Annotated in this window: 16 protein-coding genes and 2 pseudogenes; 13 read left to right on the top strand and 5 right to left on the bottom strand. The window is 44.5% G+C overall.

The genetic code is table 11. From position 1 onward, the window contains the following. Positions 1-130 precede the first annotated feature (130 nt). The 8 genes and pseudogenes from HMPREF1532_RS13825 (at position 131) to HMPREF1532_RS13800 (ending at position 6,492) form a co-directional block, all read left to right on the top strand. Positions 131-964 (top strand): carboxymuconolactone decarboxylase family protein, encoded by an 834-nt coding sequence (locus HMPREF1532_RS13825; RefSeq protein WP_005930661.1) that lies wholly within the window; start codon positions 131-133, stop codon positions 962-964. A gap of 1 nt (position 965) precedes the next feature. Continuing rightward, positions 966-1,538 carry a flavodoxin gene (locus HMPREF1532_RS13820; RefSeq protein WP_005930659.1) on the top strand — a complete coding sequence of 191 codons (573 nt, stop codon included), beginning with the start codon at positions 966-968 and terminating at the stop codon, positions 1,536-1,538. 11 nt (positions 1,539-1,549) lie between these two features. Beyond that, the gene (locus HMPREF1532_RS13815) at positions 1,550-2,722 is read left to right on the top strand and encodes an iron-containing alcohol dehydrogenase (protein WP_005930657.1); all 1,173 of its coding nucleotides are present in this window, start codon (positions 1,550-1,552) and stop codon (positions 2,720-2,722) included. 111 nt (positions 2,723-2,833) lie between these two features. Next, positions 2,834-3,586: an SDR family NAD(P)-dependent oxidoreductase gene (locus HMPREF1532_RS13810; protein ID WP_005930655.1), complete on the top strand. Its 753-nt coding sequence runs from the start codon at positions 2,834-2,836 to the stop codon at positions 3,584-3,586. Positions 3,587-3,612: 26 nt separating this feature from the next. Beyond that, complete coding sequence (locus tag HMPREF1532_RS13805; RefSeq protein ID WP_005930653.1) at positions 3,613-4,776, top strand: aldo/keto reductase; 1,164 nt, start codon at positions 3,613-3,615, stop codon at positions 4,774-4,776. 94 nt (positions 4,777-4,870) lie between these two features. Next, positions 4,871-5,120, top strand: a pseudogene (locus HMPREF1532_RS21835) (5-amino-6-(5-phosphoribosylamino)uracil reductase); the annotation flags it as partial. 27 nt (positions 5,121-5,147) lie between these two features. Next, positions 5,148-5,372, top strand: a pseudogene (locus HMPREF1532_RS21635) (alpha/beta hydrolase); the annotation flags it as partial. A gap of 103 nt (positions 5,373-5,475) precedes the next feature. Beyond that, positions 5,476-6,492, top strand: coding sequence for an aldo/keto reductase (locus tag HMPREF1532_RS13800; RefSeq protein ID WP_005930648.1), 1,017 nt, complete (start codon positions 5,476-5,478; stop codon positions 6,490-6,492). Between the two features lie 293 nt (positions 6,493-6,785). Here the strand turns inward: HMPREF1532_RS13800 and HMPREF1532_RS21930 are convergent, their stop codons facing one another. The 3 genes from HMPREF1532_RS21930 to HMPREF1532_RS13790 form a co-directional block, all read right to left on the bottom strand. Further along, positions 6,786-6,911, bottom strand: a complete 126-nt coding sequence (locus tag HMPREF1532_RS21930) for a hypothetical protein (RefSeq protein WP_262359875.1) — start codon at positions 6,909-6,911, stop codon at positions 6,786-6,788. Between the two features lie 116 nt (positions 6,912-7,027). Next, complete coding sequence (locus HMPREF1532_RS13795; RefSeq protein ID WP_005930646.1) at positions 7,028-7,732, bottom strand: hypothetical protein; 705 nt, start codon at positions 7,730-7,732, stop codon at positions 7,028-7,030. An 8-nt stretch (positions 7,733-7,740) separates the two neighbouring features. Then, entirely contained in the window at positions 7,741-7,941 is a 201-nt protein-coding gene (locus tag HMPREF1532_RS13790; RefSeq protein WP_005930644.1) for a hypothetical protein, read from the bottom strand. 582 nt (positions 7,942-8,523) lie between these two features. Between HMPREF1532_RS13790 and HMPREF1532_RS13780 the strand changes: the two genes are divergently transcribed. Next, a complete protein-coding gene (locus HMPREF1532_RS13780; protein WP_005930643.1) occupies positions 8,524-9,702 on the top strand; it encodes a DUF418 domain-containing protein in 1,179 nt (392 codons plus the stop codon). A gap of 602 nt (positions 9,703-10,304) precedes the next feature. Here HMPREF1532_RS13780 and HMPREF1532_RS13775 read toward each other — a convergent pair. After that, on the bottom strand, positions 10,305-11,768 hold the full coding sequence (locus HMPREF1532_RS13775; protein WP_005930641.1) for a RagB/SusD family nutrient uptake outer membrane protein: 1,464 nt from the start codon (positions 11,766-11,768) through the stop codon (positions 10,305-10,307). Positions 11,769-11,799: 31 nt separating this feature from the next. Then, complete coding sequence (locus HMPREF1532_RS13770; protein WP_005930639.1) at positions 11,800-14,928, bottom strand: SusC/RagA family TonB-linked outer membrane protein; 3,129 nt, start codon at positions 14,926-14,928, stop codon at positions 11,800-11,802. A gap of 199 nt (positions 14,929-15,127) precedes the next feature. Here HMPREF1532_RS13770 and HMPREF1532_RS13765 point away from each other — a divergent pair, with 199 nt between their 5' ends. The 4 genes from HMPREF1532_RS13765 to HMPREF1532_RS13750 all read left to right on the top strand — a co-directional run bounded on the left by HMPREF1532_RS13765 (position 15,128) and on the right by HMPREF1532_RS13750 (position 19,393). Then, the gene (locus HMPREF1532_RS13765; protein ID WP_005930635.1) at positions 15,128-16,342 is read left to right on the top strand and encodes a DUF4421 domain-containing protein; all 1,215 of its coding nucleotides are present in this window, start codon (positions 15,128-15,130) and stop codon (positions 16,340-16,342) included. 373 nt (positions 16,343-16,715) lie between these two features. Beyond that, positions 16,716-17,804, top strand: a complete 1,089-nt coding sequence (locus tag HMPREF1532_RS13760; protein WP_005930630.1) for a hypothetical protein — start codon at positions 16,716-16,718, stop codon at positions 17,802-17,804. An 18-nt stretch (positions 17,805-17,822) separates the two neighbouring features. Next, positions 17,823-18,797: an RHS repeat-associated core domain-containing protein gene (locus tag HMPREF1532_RS13755; protein ID WP_005930628.1), complete on the top strand. Its 975-nt coding sequence runs from the start codon at positions 17,823-17,825 to the stop codon at positions 18,795-18,797. Between the two features lie 2 nt (positions 18,798-18,799). Continuing rightward, on the top strand, positions 18,800-19,393 hold the full coding sequence (locus HMPREF1532_RS13750; RefSeq protein WP_224206243.1) for a hypothetical protein: 594 nt from the start codon (positions 18,800-18,802) through the stop codon (positions 19,391-19,393).

The raw sequence follows: 19,393 nt of genomic DNA, 5'->3' as shown, positions 1-19,393 counted from the left end.
GATGAACTTCAGAACAAAACAGTTTGAGCCTTGCAGCAAAGCTGTTGTGGAATAATGCCCGTACTTTTGTATCGGAAACAGGAAAGACCTGTCGGTTGTCTTGGAAATGTCGAACTAAAAATCATATCGTATGAAAACAAAAGTAGCATCATTAGCTTTATTATTGATTTTAATTTTTCCGATCATGGCAAAATCACAAGTAAAAATCCAACAAACTGCCGGACGCGATGCGCTCGGAGAATTTGCCCCCGAATTTGCACGTTTGAACGATGATATTCTTTTCGGGGAAGTGTGGAGCCGGAACGATCTGCTTTCGCTCCGCGACCGTTCCATAGTAACCGTGGTGGCCCTGATGTCACAGGGACTGACCGATTCCTCGTTCAAGTACCATCTCGAATCGGCGAAGAAGAACGGAGTGACCCGAACCGAGATAGCCGAAATACTCACCCATGCCGCATTCTACGCGGGCTGGCCGAAAGCGTGGGCGGCTTTCCGTATGGCAAAAGAAGTTTGGACCGATGGCAATGCCGACAGCGTAGCGGCAGGTTCGCTCGAAGCGTACGCGCAAACCATCATTTTCCCCGTGGGGAACCCCAACGATGCCTACGCCAAGTATTTCATCGGTCAAAGTTACACGGCTCCCGTAGTAACGGACGGAGTCCCCGTGGTAAATGTGACCTTCGAACCGGGCTGCCGCAACAACTGGCATGTGCACAAGGCAACAAAAGGCGGCGGTCAGACACTCGTATGCGTGGGCGGTCGCGGCTACTATCAGGAATGGGGCAAAGAGCCGGTGGAACTGCGTCCCGGGGATGCCATCAATATTCCGGCAGGCGTGAAACATTGGCACGGGGCGGCTCCCGACAGCTGGTTCTCGCATTTAGCCATCGAAGTACCCGGTGAGAACAACAGTACCGAGTGGCTGGAACCTGTCGGTGATGAAGTATATTCTAAATTAAAATGACATGAAACAGATAGTATTGATACTTATGAGCCTACTTACATTCAGTTGCTCGTCGAAAGCACAAAAACAGACAGCGGATACCGACAGGCAATCCGACAAGAGAATCCTTGTAGCCTATTTCTCCTGCACGGGGACCACAGAGAAAGTGGCAACCGCTATCGCAAAAGAGACAGGCGGTAAACTTTACCGGATTACTCCGGCTACGGCCTACACTTCGGCAGACCTCGACTGGAACGACAAGGCGAGCCGCAGTTCGGTGGAGATGGCAGACGAAAAATCACGTCCTGCGCTGGGCGGAGAAACGATTGACCTGAAAGATTACGACGTGGTGTTCCTCGGTTATCCGATATGGTGGGACTTGTGTCCACGTCCGGTCAATACCTTTCTTGAGAAATATGATTTCGCGGGTAAAACCGTTATTCCTTTTGCCACATCGGGTGGCAGTTCAATCACGGGTAGCGTGAAACAACTCAAGAAACTCTATCCCAAAATTGAATGGAAAGAAGGCCGACTGTTCAACGGCGGTACGGCAAACGTCGCCGGATGGTCGAAGCAGATTATTGAAAAACTCTAAAAACGACAGATATGGAAAATTTCGAATATCATACCCCGACCCGTTTGATTTTCGGGAAAGGTATTATCGACAGACTGCCCGAAGTGATGCGCCCCATCGGAAATAAAGTCCTTCTTGCATACGGCGGGGGAAGCATCAAACGCCTTGGGCTTTACGACAAGGTGAAGGAACTGCTCAAGGATTTTGAAATCCACGAATTGGGTGGTATCGAACCCAACCCCAAATACAATCCGAGCGTACTCGACGGACAGAGAATATGCAAGGAGAAACAGATTGATGTTATCTTATCCGTAGGTGGAGGTTCAGTCCTCGACTGCTGTAAGGCGATTGCCGCAGCCGCCCGATATGATGGTGACCCTTGGGACTTAATTTCGTATAAGGTAAAAGCAGAGGATGCTCTTCCCATTGTCGATGTCATGACGCTTGCCGCTACTGGCAGTGAATATGATTGCGGCGGTGTTATTTCCCGGACAGAGACCAACGACAAGATCGGATATGTGGACCCGCTTCTTTATCCTGTCTGCTCTCTGCTTGACCCTGCCTATACCGAAACGGTCAATGCCAAACATACTGCGGCCGGTGTGGCCGATGCCATCAACCACGCGATGGAACAGTTCTTTGTCAATCCGTCTAACTCGGTTGCCGACGGTTTCTGCGAAACGCTGATCAAAACCCTGATGAAGTTCGGTCCCGTCGCTTTGGATCATCCCGATGACTACGAAGCCCGCGCCGAAATCATGCTTGCCTGCACTTTCGGTTGCAACGGGTTGCTCAATCTGGGGGCAGGCATGTCGGGATGGCCCATGCACGGCATCGAGCATGCGTTATCGGCCTACTACGACATCACGCACGGTGAAGGGCTTGCCATCATCACACCGAGATGGATGCGACACATCCTGAACGACCGCACGCTGGAACGTTTTGTGAAGTTCGGTGTGGACATTTATGGCATTTCTGCCGAACTGCCGCCTTACGAGATTGCGGAACAGGCGATTGACAAGACTTACGATTTCTTCAGGAACACGATGCGCATGCCGATGACTCTGCGTGAAGTGGGCATCGACGAAAGCCGTCTGAAAGAGATTGCCGCACACATCGCGACGAATGAAGGACTCGATAATCCTTCCATTTTTGCTCCGCTTACGGAAAAGGACATTTACGAAATACTTGAAACATCTTTGTAAAACATTACTTTAACAAAGTGAACTTCATAACAAAAGGATTTGAGCCTCGCAGCAAAGTTGTTGCGGGGCTCTCTTCGTAACTTTGCATCAGAACATTAAAGCAAAAGAATCATGGAAACAATGAATGAAAAAGTGACAATGGTAACGGGGGCAGCGGCAGGTATCGGGCAGGCCTCGGCAGAAGCATTTGCAAAAGCGGGTGCAACCGTAGTATTGGTGAACATCAATGAACCGAAAGAACAAGTCGAGAAGTTGGTTTCAGAAGGGTATAAAGCCGTGGCATATCGCTGCGACGTGTCCGACACACGGGCTGTAAAGGAGATGATCGACTGGATCGTTGCGACTTACGGCAGACTGGACGCTGCATTGAACAATGCCGGGATACAGACACCGCAACGACCGATGGCCGAGATTACCGACGAGGAGTTCGACCGCACGGTAGCTGTCGATCTGAAAGGTGTCTGGAACTGTATGCGTTACGAAATCATCCAGATGCTGAAACAAGGCGGTGGCGCTATTGTCAATACCTCGTCTCAAGGCGGTGTTACGGGCTTCCCCGGACAAGCGGCCTATATCGCTTGCAAGCATGCGGTGATCGGTCTGACCCGTACGGCTGCCATCGACTACTCGGCAAAAGGGATTCGTATCAATGCCGTCTGTCCGGGTGTGATCCGAACACCTATGGCCGAAGAACTGATACGGCGTAACCCTGATCTGGAAAAGGAACTGGTCCGCGATATTCCTGCCGGACGTCTCGGTAAGCCGGAAGAGATAGCCGACGCCGTATTGTGGCTTTGCTCACCGCAGGCAAGTTTCGTAGACGGACACGCCCTTTTAGTGGACGGGGCATTTTCCATTCATTAAGTTATAATTCATAAAAACATAGAATCATGGAAGAAAACAATAAAATGGATATCAGCCGTCGTGGATTTCTCAAGAAGGCTGCATTGGCAGGAGCCGCAATGGCCATGCCTTCGGGATTGAGCGAAGTATTCGCTTCGGAAACGGGGCAAGCAGACATATCAGATGTCGATACCGATGCTGTCCGCATCAAGGGACATCGTGTATTGGGTACGGGCAAAGCGGCCTTCGAGGTGTCGGCACTCGGTTTCGGCGTGATGGGAATGACCTACAACCGCAGCCAACATCCCGACAAAAAACAGTGTATCCGTCTGCTGCATGAGGCGGTAGAGCGTGGTGTAACGCTCTTCGACACAGCTATCATTTATGGACCGTTGACCAATGAGAATCTGGCAGGAGAAGCGCTGTCCGAGTTCAAAGGGCGGATCAACGTGACGACCAAATTCGGACATGAAGTGATCGACGGCAAAGGAACCGGTCGTCAAGACAGCCGTCCGGCAACCATCCGACGCTATTGCGAGGAGTCGCTTCACCGATTAAGACTCGATTCACTGCCGATGTTCTACCAGCACCGTGCCGACCCGAATACTCCGGCCGAGGAGGTAGCGGCTACCATTGCCGACTTGATCAAGGAAGGTAAAGTGCAACGCTGGGGTATGTGCGAGGTCAGTGCCGAAACAATCCGTAAGGCCCACGCCATTTGTCCGCTGACGGCTATCCAAAGCGAGTACCATCTGATGCACCGCCTGGTAGAAGAGAACGGAGTTCTCGATGTATGCCGGGAGTTGGGTATCGGCTTCGTCCCGTACAGCCCGATCAACCGGGGTTTTCTGGGAGGCTGCATCAACGAATACACGGTCTTCGATGTAAACAACGACAACCGTCAGACCCTGCCGCGTTTCCAGCCGGAAGCAATGCGTGCAAATACCCGCATTGTAAATGCACTGCAAACTTTTGGTCGCACACGGGGCATGACCTCGGCGCAGGTGGCTCTTGGCTGGCTACTTCAGAAAGCACCATGGATCGTACCGATTCCGGGAACAACAAAACTGTCTCACCTGGAGGAGAACCTGCGCACACTCGACTTCAACATCAGCTCCGAGGAGTGGAAAGAACTGGAGGATACCGTGGCTGCTATGCCCGTTGTGGGAGACCGGTACAATGCCGAACAGCAACGTCAGGTAGGCCGATAAGGAATCAGTAAATAAGGTAGTATAATCCGTAATTTGTCTACCGGCAGAGCGGAGAAGCTGCCTTACTTTTGCATTATAAATAAAAATCAAAAATATGAGACCATACATAATCAGTCACATGATGACTTCGGTCGATGGCCGCATCAACTGCCCGATGGTCGGGCAACTGAGTACAGATGAGTATTACATAGCCTTAAAAAAAACTGGGCCCTTGCTCGAAACTGTCAGGACGGATAACTACCGCACTCGAATGTTCCGCCGTCAAAGAGGAAAGTACCCCCATGGAGGGAACTCCGATAGGTCATAAATCCGTATATGTCGCCAGTAAGGCACAAAAAACGACAACAACAAAATATATAAATTCAACCGGTATGAAACCATTGGAATTGACGCAGGAATGAGATAAGACCTTTCCGTAGAGCGATAAGGTGGAACATACGAGAATCACGTTCCACAACCGCTACGGCATTACGCTTGCCGCAGACCTTTACAAGCCGAAAAATACGCAAGGACATCTGGCAGCCATTGCCGCCAGTGACCCTTACGGTGTGGTGAAAGAACAAGTGTCAAGCCGTTATGCCCAGACGCTTGCCGAATGAGGTTGATCCACGTATTAAAGCGACGGTAATATCCACTATGTACGGTATGAACCGAGTTAAAATAATTCAACAACAATCTTACTCTAAAAAAAATAACAATATGGATAAAAGAAAATTAGGACAATTGGAAGTATCTCCGATAGGAATGGGATGTATGGGATTCAGCCACGGTTACGGACAAGTGCCGCCCGAAGCGTATGCCATAGAAGCAATCCGCAAGGCATATGACTACGGCTGCACGCATTTTGATACGGCGGAAGCCTATGGCAAAGAACAATTCTATGCCGGACATAACGAGGAGTTGGTGGGTAAAGCTGTCGAGCCGTTCCGTAAGGAAGTGGTGCTCGCCACCAAATTTCATATTGGTGAACTCCCGAAGCCGGACGGGACGAATCTCTACCGGGAAGTGCGTCGGCATCTTGAAGATTCCATGAGCAGACTTCGCACGGATTATATCGACCTGTATTACCTGCATCGCATCAATGAGACGGTCCGGCTTGAGGATGTGGCAACCGTCATGGGGCGGCTTATTCAGGAGGGATTGATACGTGGTTGGGGATTGTCGCAAGTATCGGCCGACCAAATACGGACGGCGCATGAGGTTACTCCCTTGTCTGCCGTCCAGAACATCTATTCGATGGTGGAACGCGATTGCGAAACGGAGATTTTCCCGGTGTGTCTTGAGGAAGGAATCGGAGTCGTACCGTTCTCGCCGATTGCAAGCGGGTTCCTGTCGGGCAAGGTTACGGCACAGGAGCAGTTCGGCTTCGATGACGTGCGGAAATTCGTCCCCCAATTATCGAAAGAGAATATCGAGGCCAACCAGCCCATACTTGATTTGCTGCATCGGTTCGCCGTGGAGAAGAAGGCTACCAACGCCCAGATATCGCTCGCGTGGATGCTCCATAAATATCCCAATGTCGTACCTATTCCCGGCTCCAAGAATCAGGAAAGGATTCTGGAGAATCTGGGGGCTTGGAACGTCACGCTTTCCGATGATGAATTCCAGCAGTTACAATCAGCGTTGGATGAATGTAAGGTGCACGGACATCGTGGATGCGTGGAAACAGAACAGACGAGTTTCGGTAAACAATGGAGTGAAGGAACAGATAAGTGAATCAAGTCACATTCAGTCCGGTTGAATAATCAAAAAAAGGAAGTGAACTTCCTGATAAAACAAATTGGGGGATGTGTCAAAACTCCCCTTTTATTGAAATCACCCTCGCTACAACTGCCTGAACTACACTCCTAAAGTTTTATGTCCAACTTTTGGGGTGCAGTTCAGCCTGTGGCGAGGGTGATTTTTAATTTATGAAAGTTTCGACACCCTCTTGCTTTTACCTTTGCATCAAAGGAATAACTTAAAAATAACAGATATGAAAACGAAACTCTTATTTCTCTTTGCATGGCTTATGCATCGTCAGAATCGATATTCAGCAGATTCTGAATGACACATTCTTTTGAGTTCTTCGTTCCTTCAGGAATTTCATATACTTTTAACCAGTAACATTTACCTTTTTGAGTAAAGAATATCATTGTATTGGCATTGTTGCCGGATAGCTATGCTCGATGAAGTCTTTGGCACGCGTTTCATACAGAAGCTCAGAAATTTTAGTTAATGTTACCTCATCAGCACTCATATCCAATCCTATTCAACTAAGATTTGAGAAGAACGACACAAGGTCGCGAATAGAATTATACATAAACCCCTTACTTATATGAGCCTGCGGATGATAAAAATCAATAATCAGCTTTCCATCACCGGTCTGATAATAAAGAATTTTCTTTGCCATCTCCTTATCAGCAGTTTCAAATACATGCTTTTGCAACGAAATGTCTTTTATAAGGCTCCGGAACAAGCTACCAACTTCTACCCCACAACAAACAATAATATCGGTTTGAAACCAATAAAGATCAACCTGACTGCGCAGCAAGCCCTTGTGTTTTTTCACGAATTCACGAAGTTCGGCTTTATTGGTATTTGCACCTCCGGGAGTCTTCTTCAGATTCATCGCCGCGACCGTTTGTAAATGATGCTTGCGTCTCGCCTTTTCCAATGAACGTAGATTGATTTCATCCGACCATTGAAGATTCTCTTTATAATGCCGGATAGCATGTGTCCACAGCGCAATGTTCCCCCAAGTATTGCTTCCGGCTCCATCATACAACCATTCTCTTGAAAGAGAAGCAGAATGTGGTTTACCTTTATGATTGGCTTCTTTCAATACAAACAATATTTTTGGTGAAGACTCTAACCATTTTTTCTCATCGACAATGCCGTCTGTTACTAAATGCGAGTTCTCCAATACCTTTTTCCACGCTTCGAAAATCTTATCTTCTTCTGTAAATAAACTCATAATATCTATTATTTTACTTCCACCATATCGAAGTTTGCCAAGCTACATCCCGAAATCAAAGAAATTCCATACTTGCGCTTAAACGCTTCTTCTATCTCTTTAATAACCGGTTTGGCAGTAGTTCCGCTTTTCACTACTTCCGCTTCCATCCCTTTAGCAACTTTTCCCACCGCTTTCTTGGCAGTGACTTTCCATAAATGACTACTCATACTATTATTTTTTTAAGTTACCTACTCTATCGGTTTTTCGGCCTCCCCCATTATATTGTTTTTTATCAAAATACTGCTTGTTATCAAATAAGAAAAGGACACAACACTCCTTTTCTTATTTCTTTGGTTAGGCTCTGGTAAGCCCGAGATCAAAATAAGTAAAAGCAGCCTGTGCCCTTTATGAAGGGTACAAACATGCTTAGACTAATTATTTTTGATCTCATTTTAAATTTACCAGATTTAACCAAATCAAATAATCGTCTGCAAGTTATGCAATATGTCTTTTATAAATCAGTTCTGTTTTTCTCCTACACAAGATTTATCTGCTTACAAAGCTACAAAAAACAGTTGGATTTATAAAACAAAAAATCTCCGCATATCACAGGCTGCCGTTATTTTGTGCAAAGAAATGAATAAGGTATGCCAAAAGGTTTCATCAACTCCTCTTTTTATTAAAATTCCGGTTATATTTCATAAGAAAAAAACAATTACTTTATCTATATATCCCACTTTTTCCCCTTTTTTGTTCTATCTTTACAGGCAAAATAAATTAAACAAAAAAAACGATAAAACACTAACCACATGCAACCAACCGTAAACAAAACACCACGTATCGAAGTGGTAGATGCCTTAAGAGGCTTTGCTGTAATGGCTATTCTCCTTGTACACAGCGTAGAGCATTTCATCTTTCCTGTCTATCCGACAGATTCGCCCGAATGGCTGAACATACTCGATAACGGAACCTTCAACGTTATCTTTTCGCTCTTTGCCGGAAAATCTTATGCAATATTTGCTCTGCTCTTCGGATTCACATTCTATATCCAATGTCATAATCAGCAAAAGAAAGGAAAAGATTTTGGTTATCGCTTTCTCTGGAGATTAGTTTTATTGGTGGCCTTTGCCACGCTGAATGCAGCCTTTTTCCCTGCCGGAGATGTTCTGTTGCTTTTCTCTATCGTGGGAATTATCTTGTTTTTAGTACGCAAATGGAGTGATAAAGCGATCCTGATCACAGCTATTTTCCTCTTGTTGCAACCCATAGAGTGGTATCATTACTTCATGTTTCTTTTCGATCCTTCGCATGCATTACCCGACTTAGGCGTAGGAGCCATGTATCAGGAAGTAGCGGATTATACAAAAGCCGGAAACTTCTGGGATTTCCTAATAGGAAATATCACATTAGGACAAAAGGCGAGCCTGTTTTGGGCAATCGGTGCAGGACGCTTCCTGCAGACAGCCGGGCTTTTCCTCATGGGACTGTATATAGGAAGAAAGGAACTGTTCGTCACTTCGGAACTGCATCTCAAATTCTGGATAAAGGCGTTGATCCTTGCAGCTATCAGTTTTGCACCACTCTATTCACTCAAAGAGCTGATTATGCAGAGCGACAGCGACTTAGTTAAGCAAACCGTAGGCACTGCTTTCGACATGTGGCAGAAGTTTGCATTCACCATTGTACTGGTAGCCTCTTTCGTTATTCTCTATCAGAAAGAGAAATTCAAAAATGCAGTAGCCAGCCTACGTTTTTATGGCAAGATGAGTTTGACGAACTATATCACCCAATCCATAGCAGGAGCTATTATTTATTTCCCCTTCGGACTTTACTTAGCCCCTTATTGCGGATATACAGTCAGTGTATTGATCGGTTTTGTATTGTTCCTCCTGCAAGTACGGTTCTGTAAATGGTGGCTATCCGGACACAAGCAAGGACCTTTGGAAAGCATCTGGCATAAATGGACTTGGATGTTCTCCAACAAGTAAAATTTGCCATCAAGAATGGAGAACGGTATTAGCCAAATATCATCAAAACCGCCTTATAAACATCTTTTTGTTCTCTTATTGATGATTTTTATAACAAGCACTTTCTAAGCAAAGTCGCAACCAGAGAAAAAGCTGCATAATAAAACAAATATCATGCAGCTTTTTCTGTATATTCTTACCTTATCCGGATAAATATGTGATTTATCCCGGTATGTCAACTCCATTATCCCGGCATGATAAGTTCGGTTTCTCTACGAGGAACAGTCCGAAACTCTACGAGAAACGACAAGAGACTCTACGAGATAAATTATTTCCTCTTCAAAAGGCACTTTTTCACGCTGGTTGATGCCCGAATCCCGATCATGCTCAATTATCTAAAATCGCAGTAAATACAGATTATAAAGACAAAATGCACAATAAAAGAAACATATACGGCCTATTTATCACACAATTGCCTCTAATACAAACTATTCACTCCAACAACACTTCCAATAAAGAAGATTTCCGGCAGCCATTCCTATCCATCCCTTAACAAAGCAATTCTACAAGATCAGCTTTAGCAAAAAGTCAAAGTTGACAATGTGTCAACGAAACAACTCTTATCATAAATTCGGATTCGCATCCATCTCCTCTTTCGGGATGGCATACAGATAATTGGTACTGTTCGGGACAAATACCTCTCCCTCGGAGAAAGTAACAAACCAATGTCCCAACGGATTCCTTTTAGCGAACCCTCCGCCTTCCTGCCAGGCATCCACTTCCTGTTTCTGCTCCTCGGCAGAAAGCACGGTACGCTTTACGGATTGCTGCGTACGCAAGATATCGGTGATCCCGAATCCTTCACCCCACAATTCCCGGCGGCGTTCCATCAAGATCTCGTCGATAACATCCTGCTGCGACTTGCCGGTTAAATCATAATCACCCAGGCCACGGGCATGACGCAATTCATTCAAAGGCACTACCGCCTTTTCCGGGAAACCGTCGCGAGCCAATGCTTCCGCCTCTACCAATAGCATTTCGGAAGCACGCATCAATACAATATCGGCCGTATCATCGGCACGCATGTGGAATTTCTTATATCCCAAATATCCCTCACGCATCCATTGAAAAAGCTCCAGGCGGATATCCCCGTCCGAAAATGTATCCCGGAAATGGGGATCGGCCATGAAACTGCTGTAAGCCCCCACATAGGTGGCATCCAGAAAATAGAAATTATAAGAAGCACTGGATTGGGCAAGCGTCTGCGGATGCCCCCAGATCCACTCTTTATTAGAAATGTTATTGAACCCTTCATACTCGGCGGCAGTGGTCATCAGCGAATAGCCCTGACGGGCGGCGGCGGCAGCCTTTGCAGCTTCCTCCCACTGCCCGGTGAGCAGATAGGCACGGGCCAAAAGCCCATTGACGACATTTACATCCGGCTTGAATTTCTGCCCGTCACCTTTACGTGTATAGTTCTTCAGGTAATCCTTAGCGAGAGCCAGATCATCAAACACACGCTGGTAGACCTGTGCCACGGTCGATTTCCCTTTGGGAGCGGTATCATCCGTAGTAGGCTCGGTATAGATAGGGACACAGGGAGCCGCAGGGTCTTTCAAATAGGTAAACTGGTAATGCTGTGCCAGATGCAGATAGCAGAAAGCCCGAAGCGCCAATGCCTGCCCCTGTGCCTGACGGAGCGCTTCCGTATCGCCCTGTATGGCAAGGGCGGTGTTGCAGTTATCAATCGTCTTATACATCAGATACCAGGCAAAAGAGGTACGGGTATTGTTGGGTATGGCGATGTCGTTGAACTGATAAGACGAGTTAAAGCCATAAGCCGGACGGGAAACAACATCATCCGCCATCATGTCGTCCTGGCATTGAAGCCCACGGTAACCGCTATTGGCAAGCGTATAAACATATTCGAAAAGATTGTACCAGGCACCGTTAAACAACCGTTCGGCATTGCCGGGCACACCGACTTCATCGGAACTTACGGAATCTGTCGGCTCTTTATCGAGAAAATCACCGCTACATCCCGCCAATAGAAGCAGAGAAGCCATAAAAGAAAATATATATTTCATAATCGTGAATTTTTAAACTGTGAATCATAAATCAAAACGTCACATTAATCCCCCCGGTAAAAGATCTCATGGCGGGATACCTGTAATAAGTCAATCCGGTAATCCCCTGTTCAGGGTCGAGACCTTGATTGCGGTGAATGGTAAACAAGTTATCACTCTGCACAAAAACCTGTACGTTACTCAATGCCGCCTTGCTGACAAGCTGCTTCGGAAGCGTGTAAGACAAAGTCAGGTTCTTTAGCCGCATATACGAGTTATTCTGCAAAAAACGAGTGGAATAGGACGTCCAGTTATTGGTAGTGGTAGCCAATGCCGGCACATCCGTATAACGGTTCTCCGGAGTCCAACGGTTCAATATCTCCTTCGACCACGCGCGGCCGGCAGAACTGCCGTTGTGCAGAATCATCGTTATGTCCCGGTTCATGATATACCCGCCTACACTATAAGCAAATATAGCCGACAGCTCCACCCCCTTGTAAGAGAAGGAGGTATTGAAACCGCCATAAACTTTGGGCAAAGAGGACTTATTGACAAAATAATCGGTAGCATCCTTGTAGACACTGGTAGTCCCGCGCCCTACAACGTTATCATCCTTGTCGAGAATATCCATGTACCACAACGGATTGCCGTTTTCGGGATCCACCCCCGCCCACTCTTTGGTGTAAAAGTCATAAACGGAACGTCCCACCGCCAACTTATTGACTCCGGAAGGCGGCATGTCTTTCAAAGGCAACTCGGTAACCTCATTCTTATAATGTGTCAGATTGAGACCCAATTTCCAGATAAAATCCTGAGTATTGATCAGCGTCCCGTTCAGAGAAAGCTCGATACCCGTATTCTTCAAAGCACCCACGTTTTCATCCACCGACTTATACCCCAATGACGGAGCCACAGGACGCGAATAGAGCAGGTCTTTCGAACGACGCTGGAAGAAATCGAACGAACCGGATACACGGTTGTTCCACAAGGAGAAATCGATGCCGACATTAAAATTCAGATTGGTTTCCCACTTCAATTTCGGAGTGGCAATACGATCGGAAACCAGCGCATTCTCTCCCAAATTGGAGACAATGGCATAAAGTCCCTTACTGGCATAATAGGTACCTAAGTTATCGTTTCCCTGTGCGCCGTAGCTGGCTTTCAGAGTCAAAGCAGAAAGCCAGTCGGACGTGGAGATCATAAAATTCTCCCGGTCGATGCGCCAGGAAGCGCCCAATGACCAGAAATTACCCCAACGCGTCTCCGGTGCAAAACGGGAAGAACCGTCACGACGATAAGAAGCGGAAAAGAAATACTTGCTCTGATAATCATAAAGCAACTGGGTGAAATATCCCGCCAAAGCATAGTCGATGCGATAGCCGGAACCGCCCGTAAGCTGCGAGCCTACCACCAGTTCGGGCATATCGGGCAAAGCCATCTTGGTACGCGATGCAGAGAGTTCGTCATAACGGTACGAATAGGCTTCCTGCCCGGCAAGGATATTGAAATGATGCTCGCCGATGGTTTTATCGTAAGTGACGATATTATTCCACGTCCATGAAAAAGTACGGGTGTTCACACGGCTCGATCCACCTCCGGTGGTCACGGAAGGTCCGATAAGGGAGTTAGTGAAGTCGAGTGAGTTATAGTTGATCAGGTCGAAATTGAAACTCGTCTTGAATTTCAATCCGGGAATGAAGGTCACTTCCAGGAAAGTACGTCCGGAAAATTCATCCTTCATACGTTCCGACTTATCGAGAGGAAGCGTAGCCGGCAAGTTCCAGTTCGACGTCGATCCGGAAGGCCGGTACGACCCGAAATCGGGAATAAGTTCCCCGTTCGCATCAGTCTTTAAAGAGCCGTCGGCATTTACTTCATAAATGGGATAAAACCCCGGCATGGTGCGGCCGGCATTGATCACATTGCTGGTTTTCGTATCCGAAGAAACCGGATAGTTCTGCATGGAATGCGCAAAGCTCATATTCACTCCCCCTTTCAGCCAAGAAGTCATCTCACTGGTGATATTGGAACGGAGATTAAAACGCTGGTAACCCGATTCGAGGGCAACACCCTTGTCATTCAGATAGCCGGCGGAAAAGAAATACTGGTTCTTCTGCCCGCCACCGGATACATTCAGATTGAGTTCGGTACGCAAAGCCTGTTGCTCCATGGCATCACTCCAGTCAAAATCCCAAAGGGGCCGGGCACCGTCCACGAGCTTGCCGTCCGTGCCCACCGGTTGCGGATAGTTAGTGCCATAAGGGTTAGGGCCGGCACCCATCAGCTTTGTCACCAGATCTTTAGAAGCCTGTGCGGCAGCGGTGGCAGGCGTATAGTTTTCCGTATCCTTGGCGTATTGGTTGCGTAACGCTTCCCAATAGAGCTGAAAATAGTCATTGGTACCGATACGGTCATAATCGCGTACAGCCCGGTTGGACCCTCCGAACGAGGCTTTCACGTTGACGGTCGTTTTAGAGTCCGTCTGCCCCTGCTTGGTGGTGATGATAATCACACCGTTGGCACCACGTGAACCGTAAAGGGCGGCCGAAGCGGCATCTTTCAATACAGTCATCGAAGCAATGTCATCGGGATTGATGGAGTTGACAGAACCATCGAAAGGGACACCGTCCACCACATAAAGCGGTGCACTGGAAGCATTGATAGAACCGATACCCCGGATACGGATTTCCGCATCCGTACCGGGCTGGCCACTGGCTGCGCTGGCCTGTACGCCCGAAACCGTACCCTCAAGGGCACGGGAAACGCTGGCTACCTGCAACTTCGCTATCTCGTCTCCCTTTACGGTAGAAGCAGCTCCGGTAAAACTATATTTCTTAGCGGTGGCATAGGCCACTACCATGACTTCATCCAGTTCTTTACTGTCAGACTCTAAAGTGACATTTATCATGTTCCGCCCGTTGACCGATTGTTCCACCGTTTTTAATCCGACAAAGCGGTAAACGAGTATGGCATCCGAAGGGGCGGAAATGGAATATTTTCCATCCATATCGGTGATTGTTCCGGTAGTCTCGCCTTTTATTTGTACAGAGACTCCGGGCAACGGCTCTCCATCGGATATCACCGTACCCGAAATTCGTATTTCTTGCTGCACGGCCGCCCACAAAGTAGCAGACACAACAATAGCAAGAAACGTTAATACTAAACGTAGATTGATTCTCATAATTTTTTTGTGGTTTAGGATTGAATTGTATGTGTTATTAAACAGAAAATTACGGAAGTTTGTTTTAGAAAGAAAACAAATTTTAGAGGAATATTAGCATAAACGGAGAGGAAACGCTACATTCGCGTTAATAATTTGCCAATGTGCCAATGTGCCAATGGAAGAATGAAAAAATTGGGGAATGTAAAGAATCAGAATAATGGGAAAGAGTGTCGATATAGAAAATAAGAAAATGAGAAAAGATGTCAATGTGCTCCCCCACCGGACAGCGCAGCCCATTGGCACATTGGCATATTGGCACATTGACACATTATTAATTGGCACATTATTATTATTCATTTGTTTATCATTTCCGCTTTCTTCGTTTGCCCAAAACGGAGAAATTGAAAAAACAGTTGCAGTAGCAGATAGCTTGCAAACGAAAAAGCGTCCCAATGGATTCGTAAGGGCTTTCAATTATCTGTTTAATCCCAATGATATCGATACGACTTATATCGGGCCCAACCGATATAACTATGCTTTAATGCTGGATCATTTCACGAATTACGAATATTACGCCATAGGCAGTAATACTCCCGAATCACAACGATTGCGGTTCTCTCCCAATCCGCGCAACAAGATCGGCCCTTACTTCGGTTGGCGATGGATCTTCTTAGGATGGTCTATCGACACGGACGGACTTTACGGCAAGCAAAAAGGAAAAAGAAAAGGTACGGAATTCGATTTGAGCCTTTACAGCGCCAAGTTAGGAGTGGATATCTTCTACCGTCGCACGGGTAACGATTATAAAATACATAAAGTGACCGGCTTCGATGATATTGCCAGTGACTATTCCGAAAGCTTTGACGGTCTGAAAGTAGACATGAAAGGGTTAAATCTCTTCTATGTATTCAACTACCGCCGCTTCTCTTATCCGGCGGCTTTCAGCCAAAGTACCAACCAAAGACGAAGTGCCGGTTCAATGATCGCCGGTTTCTCTATCTCCACGCATGATCTGAACTTCGACTATACCCGATTGCCGCAGGCTATCCAAGGAAGTATGAACGAGGATATGAAAGTAGAACACATCAAATATACCAACATCAGCCTCACGTTTGGATATGCCTACAACTGGGTATTTGCCCGTAATTGGCTGGCCTGCCTTTCGCTCACTCCCGCCGTAGCCTACAAGACATCACGCATCGAAAAGATAGAATCACAAACCAATGATTGGTACAAAAACTTCAACATTGATTTTATCCTGCGTGCAGGAGTGGTTTATAACAACAGTAAATACTTTGCCGGCACTTCTTTCGTCGGCAGATCATATGACTATTACCGGGATAATTTCTCGATGAACAATGGTTTCGGCACATTACAGGTATATGCCGGATTCAACTTCTATCTAAAAAAGCAATACAAGAAGAAGAAATAATGCCTTATTCCACCAGCCCCGGCTGATATTCCGGGTAGCGGCACTGAACTCTACTCCCCAAAGGTTAGGAACAATCTGACCAGAATAAATCTAACAAAAATCAGAGTATTAGAAAAAAGAAAATGTATTATCAATGGTATCAGTAAAAGTATCATGCCGCAACATCTTCTTTATGCAAGGATTTATTTCTGTATTAGGGATCAAACCCTACGAAGAAATAAATGGAAAGCATTTAAAAATTTATTATATAACAGCAATTTTATCTCAAATATTTTTGTATTTTTGTTGGTAACGTAAAATATCTATTGAACAACGTAATTTACAGAGTTAATTAACTGATAATATTGACTACACCCATATAATCTTTGTAAAAATGAAAAGATTAATCTACATATTATCCTTTGCAATCTTTTTACAAATGAATGCACAAACATTCAATTCTGGCCAAAAATGGACAGATTTTAATACCAACAAGAATGCTTTATCCCATCCCGTACCAACTAATATCCAAAAGAACTTCGACATCGCCATAAATGAAATAAGCCAGATGTTGAAAGGGGAAAAACCTCTAAGTTTTAAAAAGGCGGTTTTTCTTGTAGAAAATGCCTATTATGAAGGCCAAATGAGTTGGGAGGATTATAACAATGAAATATTGAGAATAAAACCTATACTTGATAAAATGATAGATAATCGTAATTTAAGGCAGTATAAAACTGCCGGAAATTGGGCTGTCTTTACATATATGTCTGATAGTATTCCTGAAAATGATTTCAAACCGTATCAGTATGACTTTGAAAATTTTATGAGTAATTCAAATATAGAAAGTTCATTGGTTTCACGTCTTTTGAAAAGAAAAAGAGGTAATTGTAGGTCATTACCATTTCTTTATAAGATTTTAGCCAATGAAGTTCATGTGGAGGCGTTTATAGCGGTTGTCCCCATGCACTGCTATGTAAAACACAAAGATGAGAAGGGAAATTGGTGGAATCTGGAAATGACAACAGGAACATTTTCCCGATCAAGCTTTATCATGGAAACCTTCAATGTTTCTGAAGTTGCTATAGAAAGTGGCTTATTTATGAAACCATTATCAGAAATTGAATCTGTTGCATTTTGTATATGTGACTTATTAAATTATTATGAGCATAAAACAGGAAGATATTCAGATGACTTTATCAAGAGGTGTTACGACATTGGTCTACGGTACTATCCCAATAGCCAATTACAAATTAGCAAAGGAAACGATTTAAAATTCCGATTAGACAGTAAAATAATCGATATGGGTTTGAACGGATATAGAGATATCGCCAAGTTCCCAGAACTTATGAAAGAGTTTGAAGTAATGGATTCCACATTCAAATATCTTACAAAAATTGACTATTCTACGTTAAAATCAGAAGATTATGAGAGAATGGTCAATGATATAAAAGTAAAGCAAACAAAACTGAATACAAAAAAATAACATAAATCCATGTACATTATGAAAAGACAAGTCTTATTTTTGAGTATGACAACCTTTTTTGCGTTGAACGCTTTAGCACAAACTCCTTATGACAACTTTGCACCGGAACAAAGTGTAAAGCCAATCATTGAAATGCCTAAAATGCATTTTAAAGTGGCAAACACAAACCTCAATAGCGAAATACGTAGCATAGAATTTGATAAAAACACCTTATCTTTGAATTTATTAAACGAAAGTGACAGTGTTCTCAAATCAATTACTCTTAATCCAAATGATAAGAAGTTTACATCGATAGATCCACTTACTGAAAAATATTATCATATCAGTCCTTATGCGTATTGTATGAATAATCCTATAAGATATATTGATCCAAATGGTATGGATGTGTATCGTTTTGATGATAAAACAGGAGAAATGCATTTATTTCTACAAACCGATGACGACTTTGACCAGATTGGTCGTTTTAAATATGATAAAAAGACAGATACTTATGTGCTTAAAACAAATAAAAATGGAGAAGCTCGAACCCGAATTGATAATATAGAAAAAGGCATCTTAAGTGATGGTATGAATTTTAAGACTAATGCTAATGTTTGGGAAGTAGGAGGTCAAGAGCAACCAACTGTTGAAGGATTCCAAAATTTCGCCATCGATTTTTCCGAAATGATCGGAAGAGAAGTTCCAGGTTTTTATTTTTCAGATCCAGAGCAAAACGATGTAAGCTATATCCATATGGGGAAATACGAAAACAATAGATATAACAAATCTCATTCAACCCCGAGTATATATAGTGTCAGACCGGATTTGTATGGTAATATAGCTCCACATACTTCATGGCATACTCATCCATCCACAGCACCTCTTGCAGATAGATTACGACCTTCCGGATTAACTACTCCGGGCGGAGATATGGAGCATAAACAAAATCATGTTCCGCAAGGTTTTCATACTTTCATAATACTGACAAAAGGATATCCTCCAATACTTTATTGATTATGAAAATAAGATATTATATTTTATTAATCACTATGCTTGCAGTTTCGGGCTGTGCTGTATGGAAAAAATCGTTATCTGCCAATGGAGATATCTATGTCGCAATCAATAATTGTATTATTGACTTCATCAATACTTCTAATTTATTCAAAGCTGACAGTATATTCGCTATAGATATCATTGAAAACGAAGATATCTATGTTATTGGCATTGGTGGAGCAGTAAATAAAATCTATCCGCACATTCGAGATACAATTGGAGCTAAAAACGATCTTTTCCCCAATAAATACATAATCCGAGAAGGAAAACTGTTTTATTGGAATGATCCCAAGCAAGAGATTACCCAAGAAATTATTGATGTTTTGTCTCGATATGATGCGATAGATTTAGATTGGAGAAATCGTGAGTATAATATACCTCTAAATATACCTGACGGCGATCCGAGAATAATCTATATACCTCCGATGGTGATTGATGATGCACAGAAAGGTATAGTTTACTACATTTGTAAAAATGATTTTACTATTTATAAAAAAACTGGATTCAATACAATATACCACCATTATAAGCAACCTGAGTTGAAATGTAATAATTAG

It is taken from the genome of Bacteroides salyersiae WAL 10018 = DSM 18765 = JCM 12988, from assembly GCF_000381365.1.
In the GTDB taxonomy this organism is placed as follows: Bacteria; Bacteroidota; Bacteroidia; order Bacteroidales; family Bacteroidaceae; genus Bacteroides; species Bacteroides salyersiae.
Note: the sequence above shows the minus strand (reverse complement) of the source record. Positions and strands in the feature narration are given on the sequence as shown.

What these genes read in the sequence shown, in the direction of transcription:
- HMPREF1532_RS13790 (WP_005930644.1), bottom strand. Translation starts at nt 7,941, where the DNA reads ATGAGTAGTCATTTATGGAAAGTCACTGCCAAGAAAGCGGTGGGAAAA.
- HMPREF1532_RS13810 (WP_005930655.1), top strand. Translation starts at nt 2,834, where the DNA reads ATGGAAACAATGAATGAAAAAGTGACAATGGTAACGGGGGCAGCGGCA.
- HMPREF1532_RS13805 (WP_005930653.1), top strand. Translation starts at nt 3,613, where the DNA reads ATGGAAGAAAACAATAAAATGGATATCAGCCGTCGTGGATTTCTCAAG.
- HMPREF1532_RS13795 (WP_005930646.1), bottom strand. Translation starts at nt 7,732, where the DNA reads ATGAGTTTATTTACAGAAGAAGATAAGATTTTCGAAGCGTGGAAAAAG.
- HMPREF1532_RS13800 (WP_005930648.1), top strand. Translation starts at nt 5,476, where the DNA reads ATGGATAAAAGAAAATTAGGACAATTGGAAGTATCTCCGATAGGAATG.
- HMPREF1532_RS13815 (WP_005930657.1), top strand. Translation starts at nt 1,550, where the DNA reads ATGGAAAATTTCGAATATCATACCCCGACCCGTTTGATTTTCGGGAAA.
- HMPREF1532_RS13765 (WP_005930635.1), top strand. Translation starts at nt 15,128, where the DNA reads ATGGGAAAGAGTGTCGATATAGAAAATAAGAAAATGAGAAAAGATGTC.
- HMPREF1532_RS13770 (WP_005930639.1), bottom strand. Translation starts at nt 14,928, where the DNA reads ATGAGAATCAATCTACGTTTAGTATTAACGTTTCTTGCTATTGTTGTG.
- HMPREF1532_RS13760 (WP_005930630.1), top strand. Translation starts at nt 16,716, where the DNA reads ATGAAAAGATTAATCTACATATTATCCTTTGCAATCTTTTTACAAATG.
- HMPREF1532_RS13780 (WP_005930643.1), top strand. Translation starts at nt 8,524, where the DNA reads ATGCAACCAACCGTAAACAAAACACCACGTATCGAAGTGGTAGATGCC.
- HMPREF1532_RS13825 (WP_005930661.1), top strand. Translation starts at nt 131, where the DNA reads ATGAAAACAAAAGTAGCATCATTAGCTTTATTATTGATTTTAATTTTT.
- HMPREF1532_RS13750 (WP_224206243.1), top strand. Translation starts at nt 18,800, where the DNA reads ATGAAAATAAGATATTATATTTTATTAATCACTATGCTTGCAGTTTCG.
- HMPREF1532_RS13755 (WP_005930628.1), top strand. Translation starts at nt 17,823, where the DNA reads ATGAAAAGACAAGTCTTATTTTTGAGTATGACAACCTTTTTTGCGTTG.
- HMPREF1532_RS21930 (WP_262359875.1), bottom strand. Translation starts at nt 6,911, where the DNA reads ATGATATTCTTTACTCAAAAAGGTAAATGTTACTGGTTAAAAGTATAT.
- HMPREF1532_RS13775 (WP_005930641.1), bottom strand. Translation starts at nt 11,768, where the DNA reads ATGAAATATATATTTTCTTTTATGGCTTCTCTGCTTCTATTGGCGGGA.
- HMPREF1532_RS13820 (WP_005930659.1), top strand. Translation starts at nt 966, where the DNA reads ATGAAACAGATAGTATTGATACTTATGAGCCTACTTACATTCAGTTGC.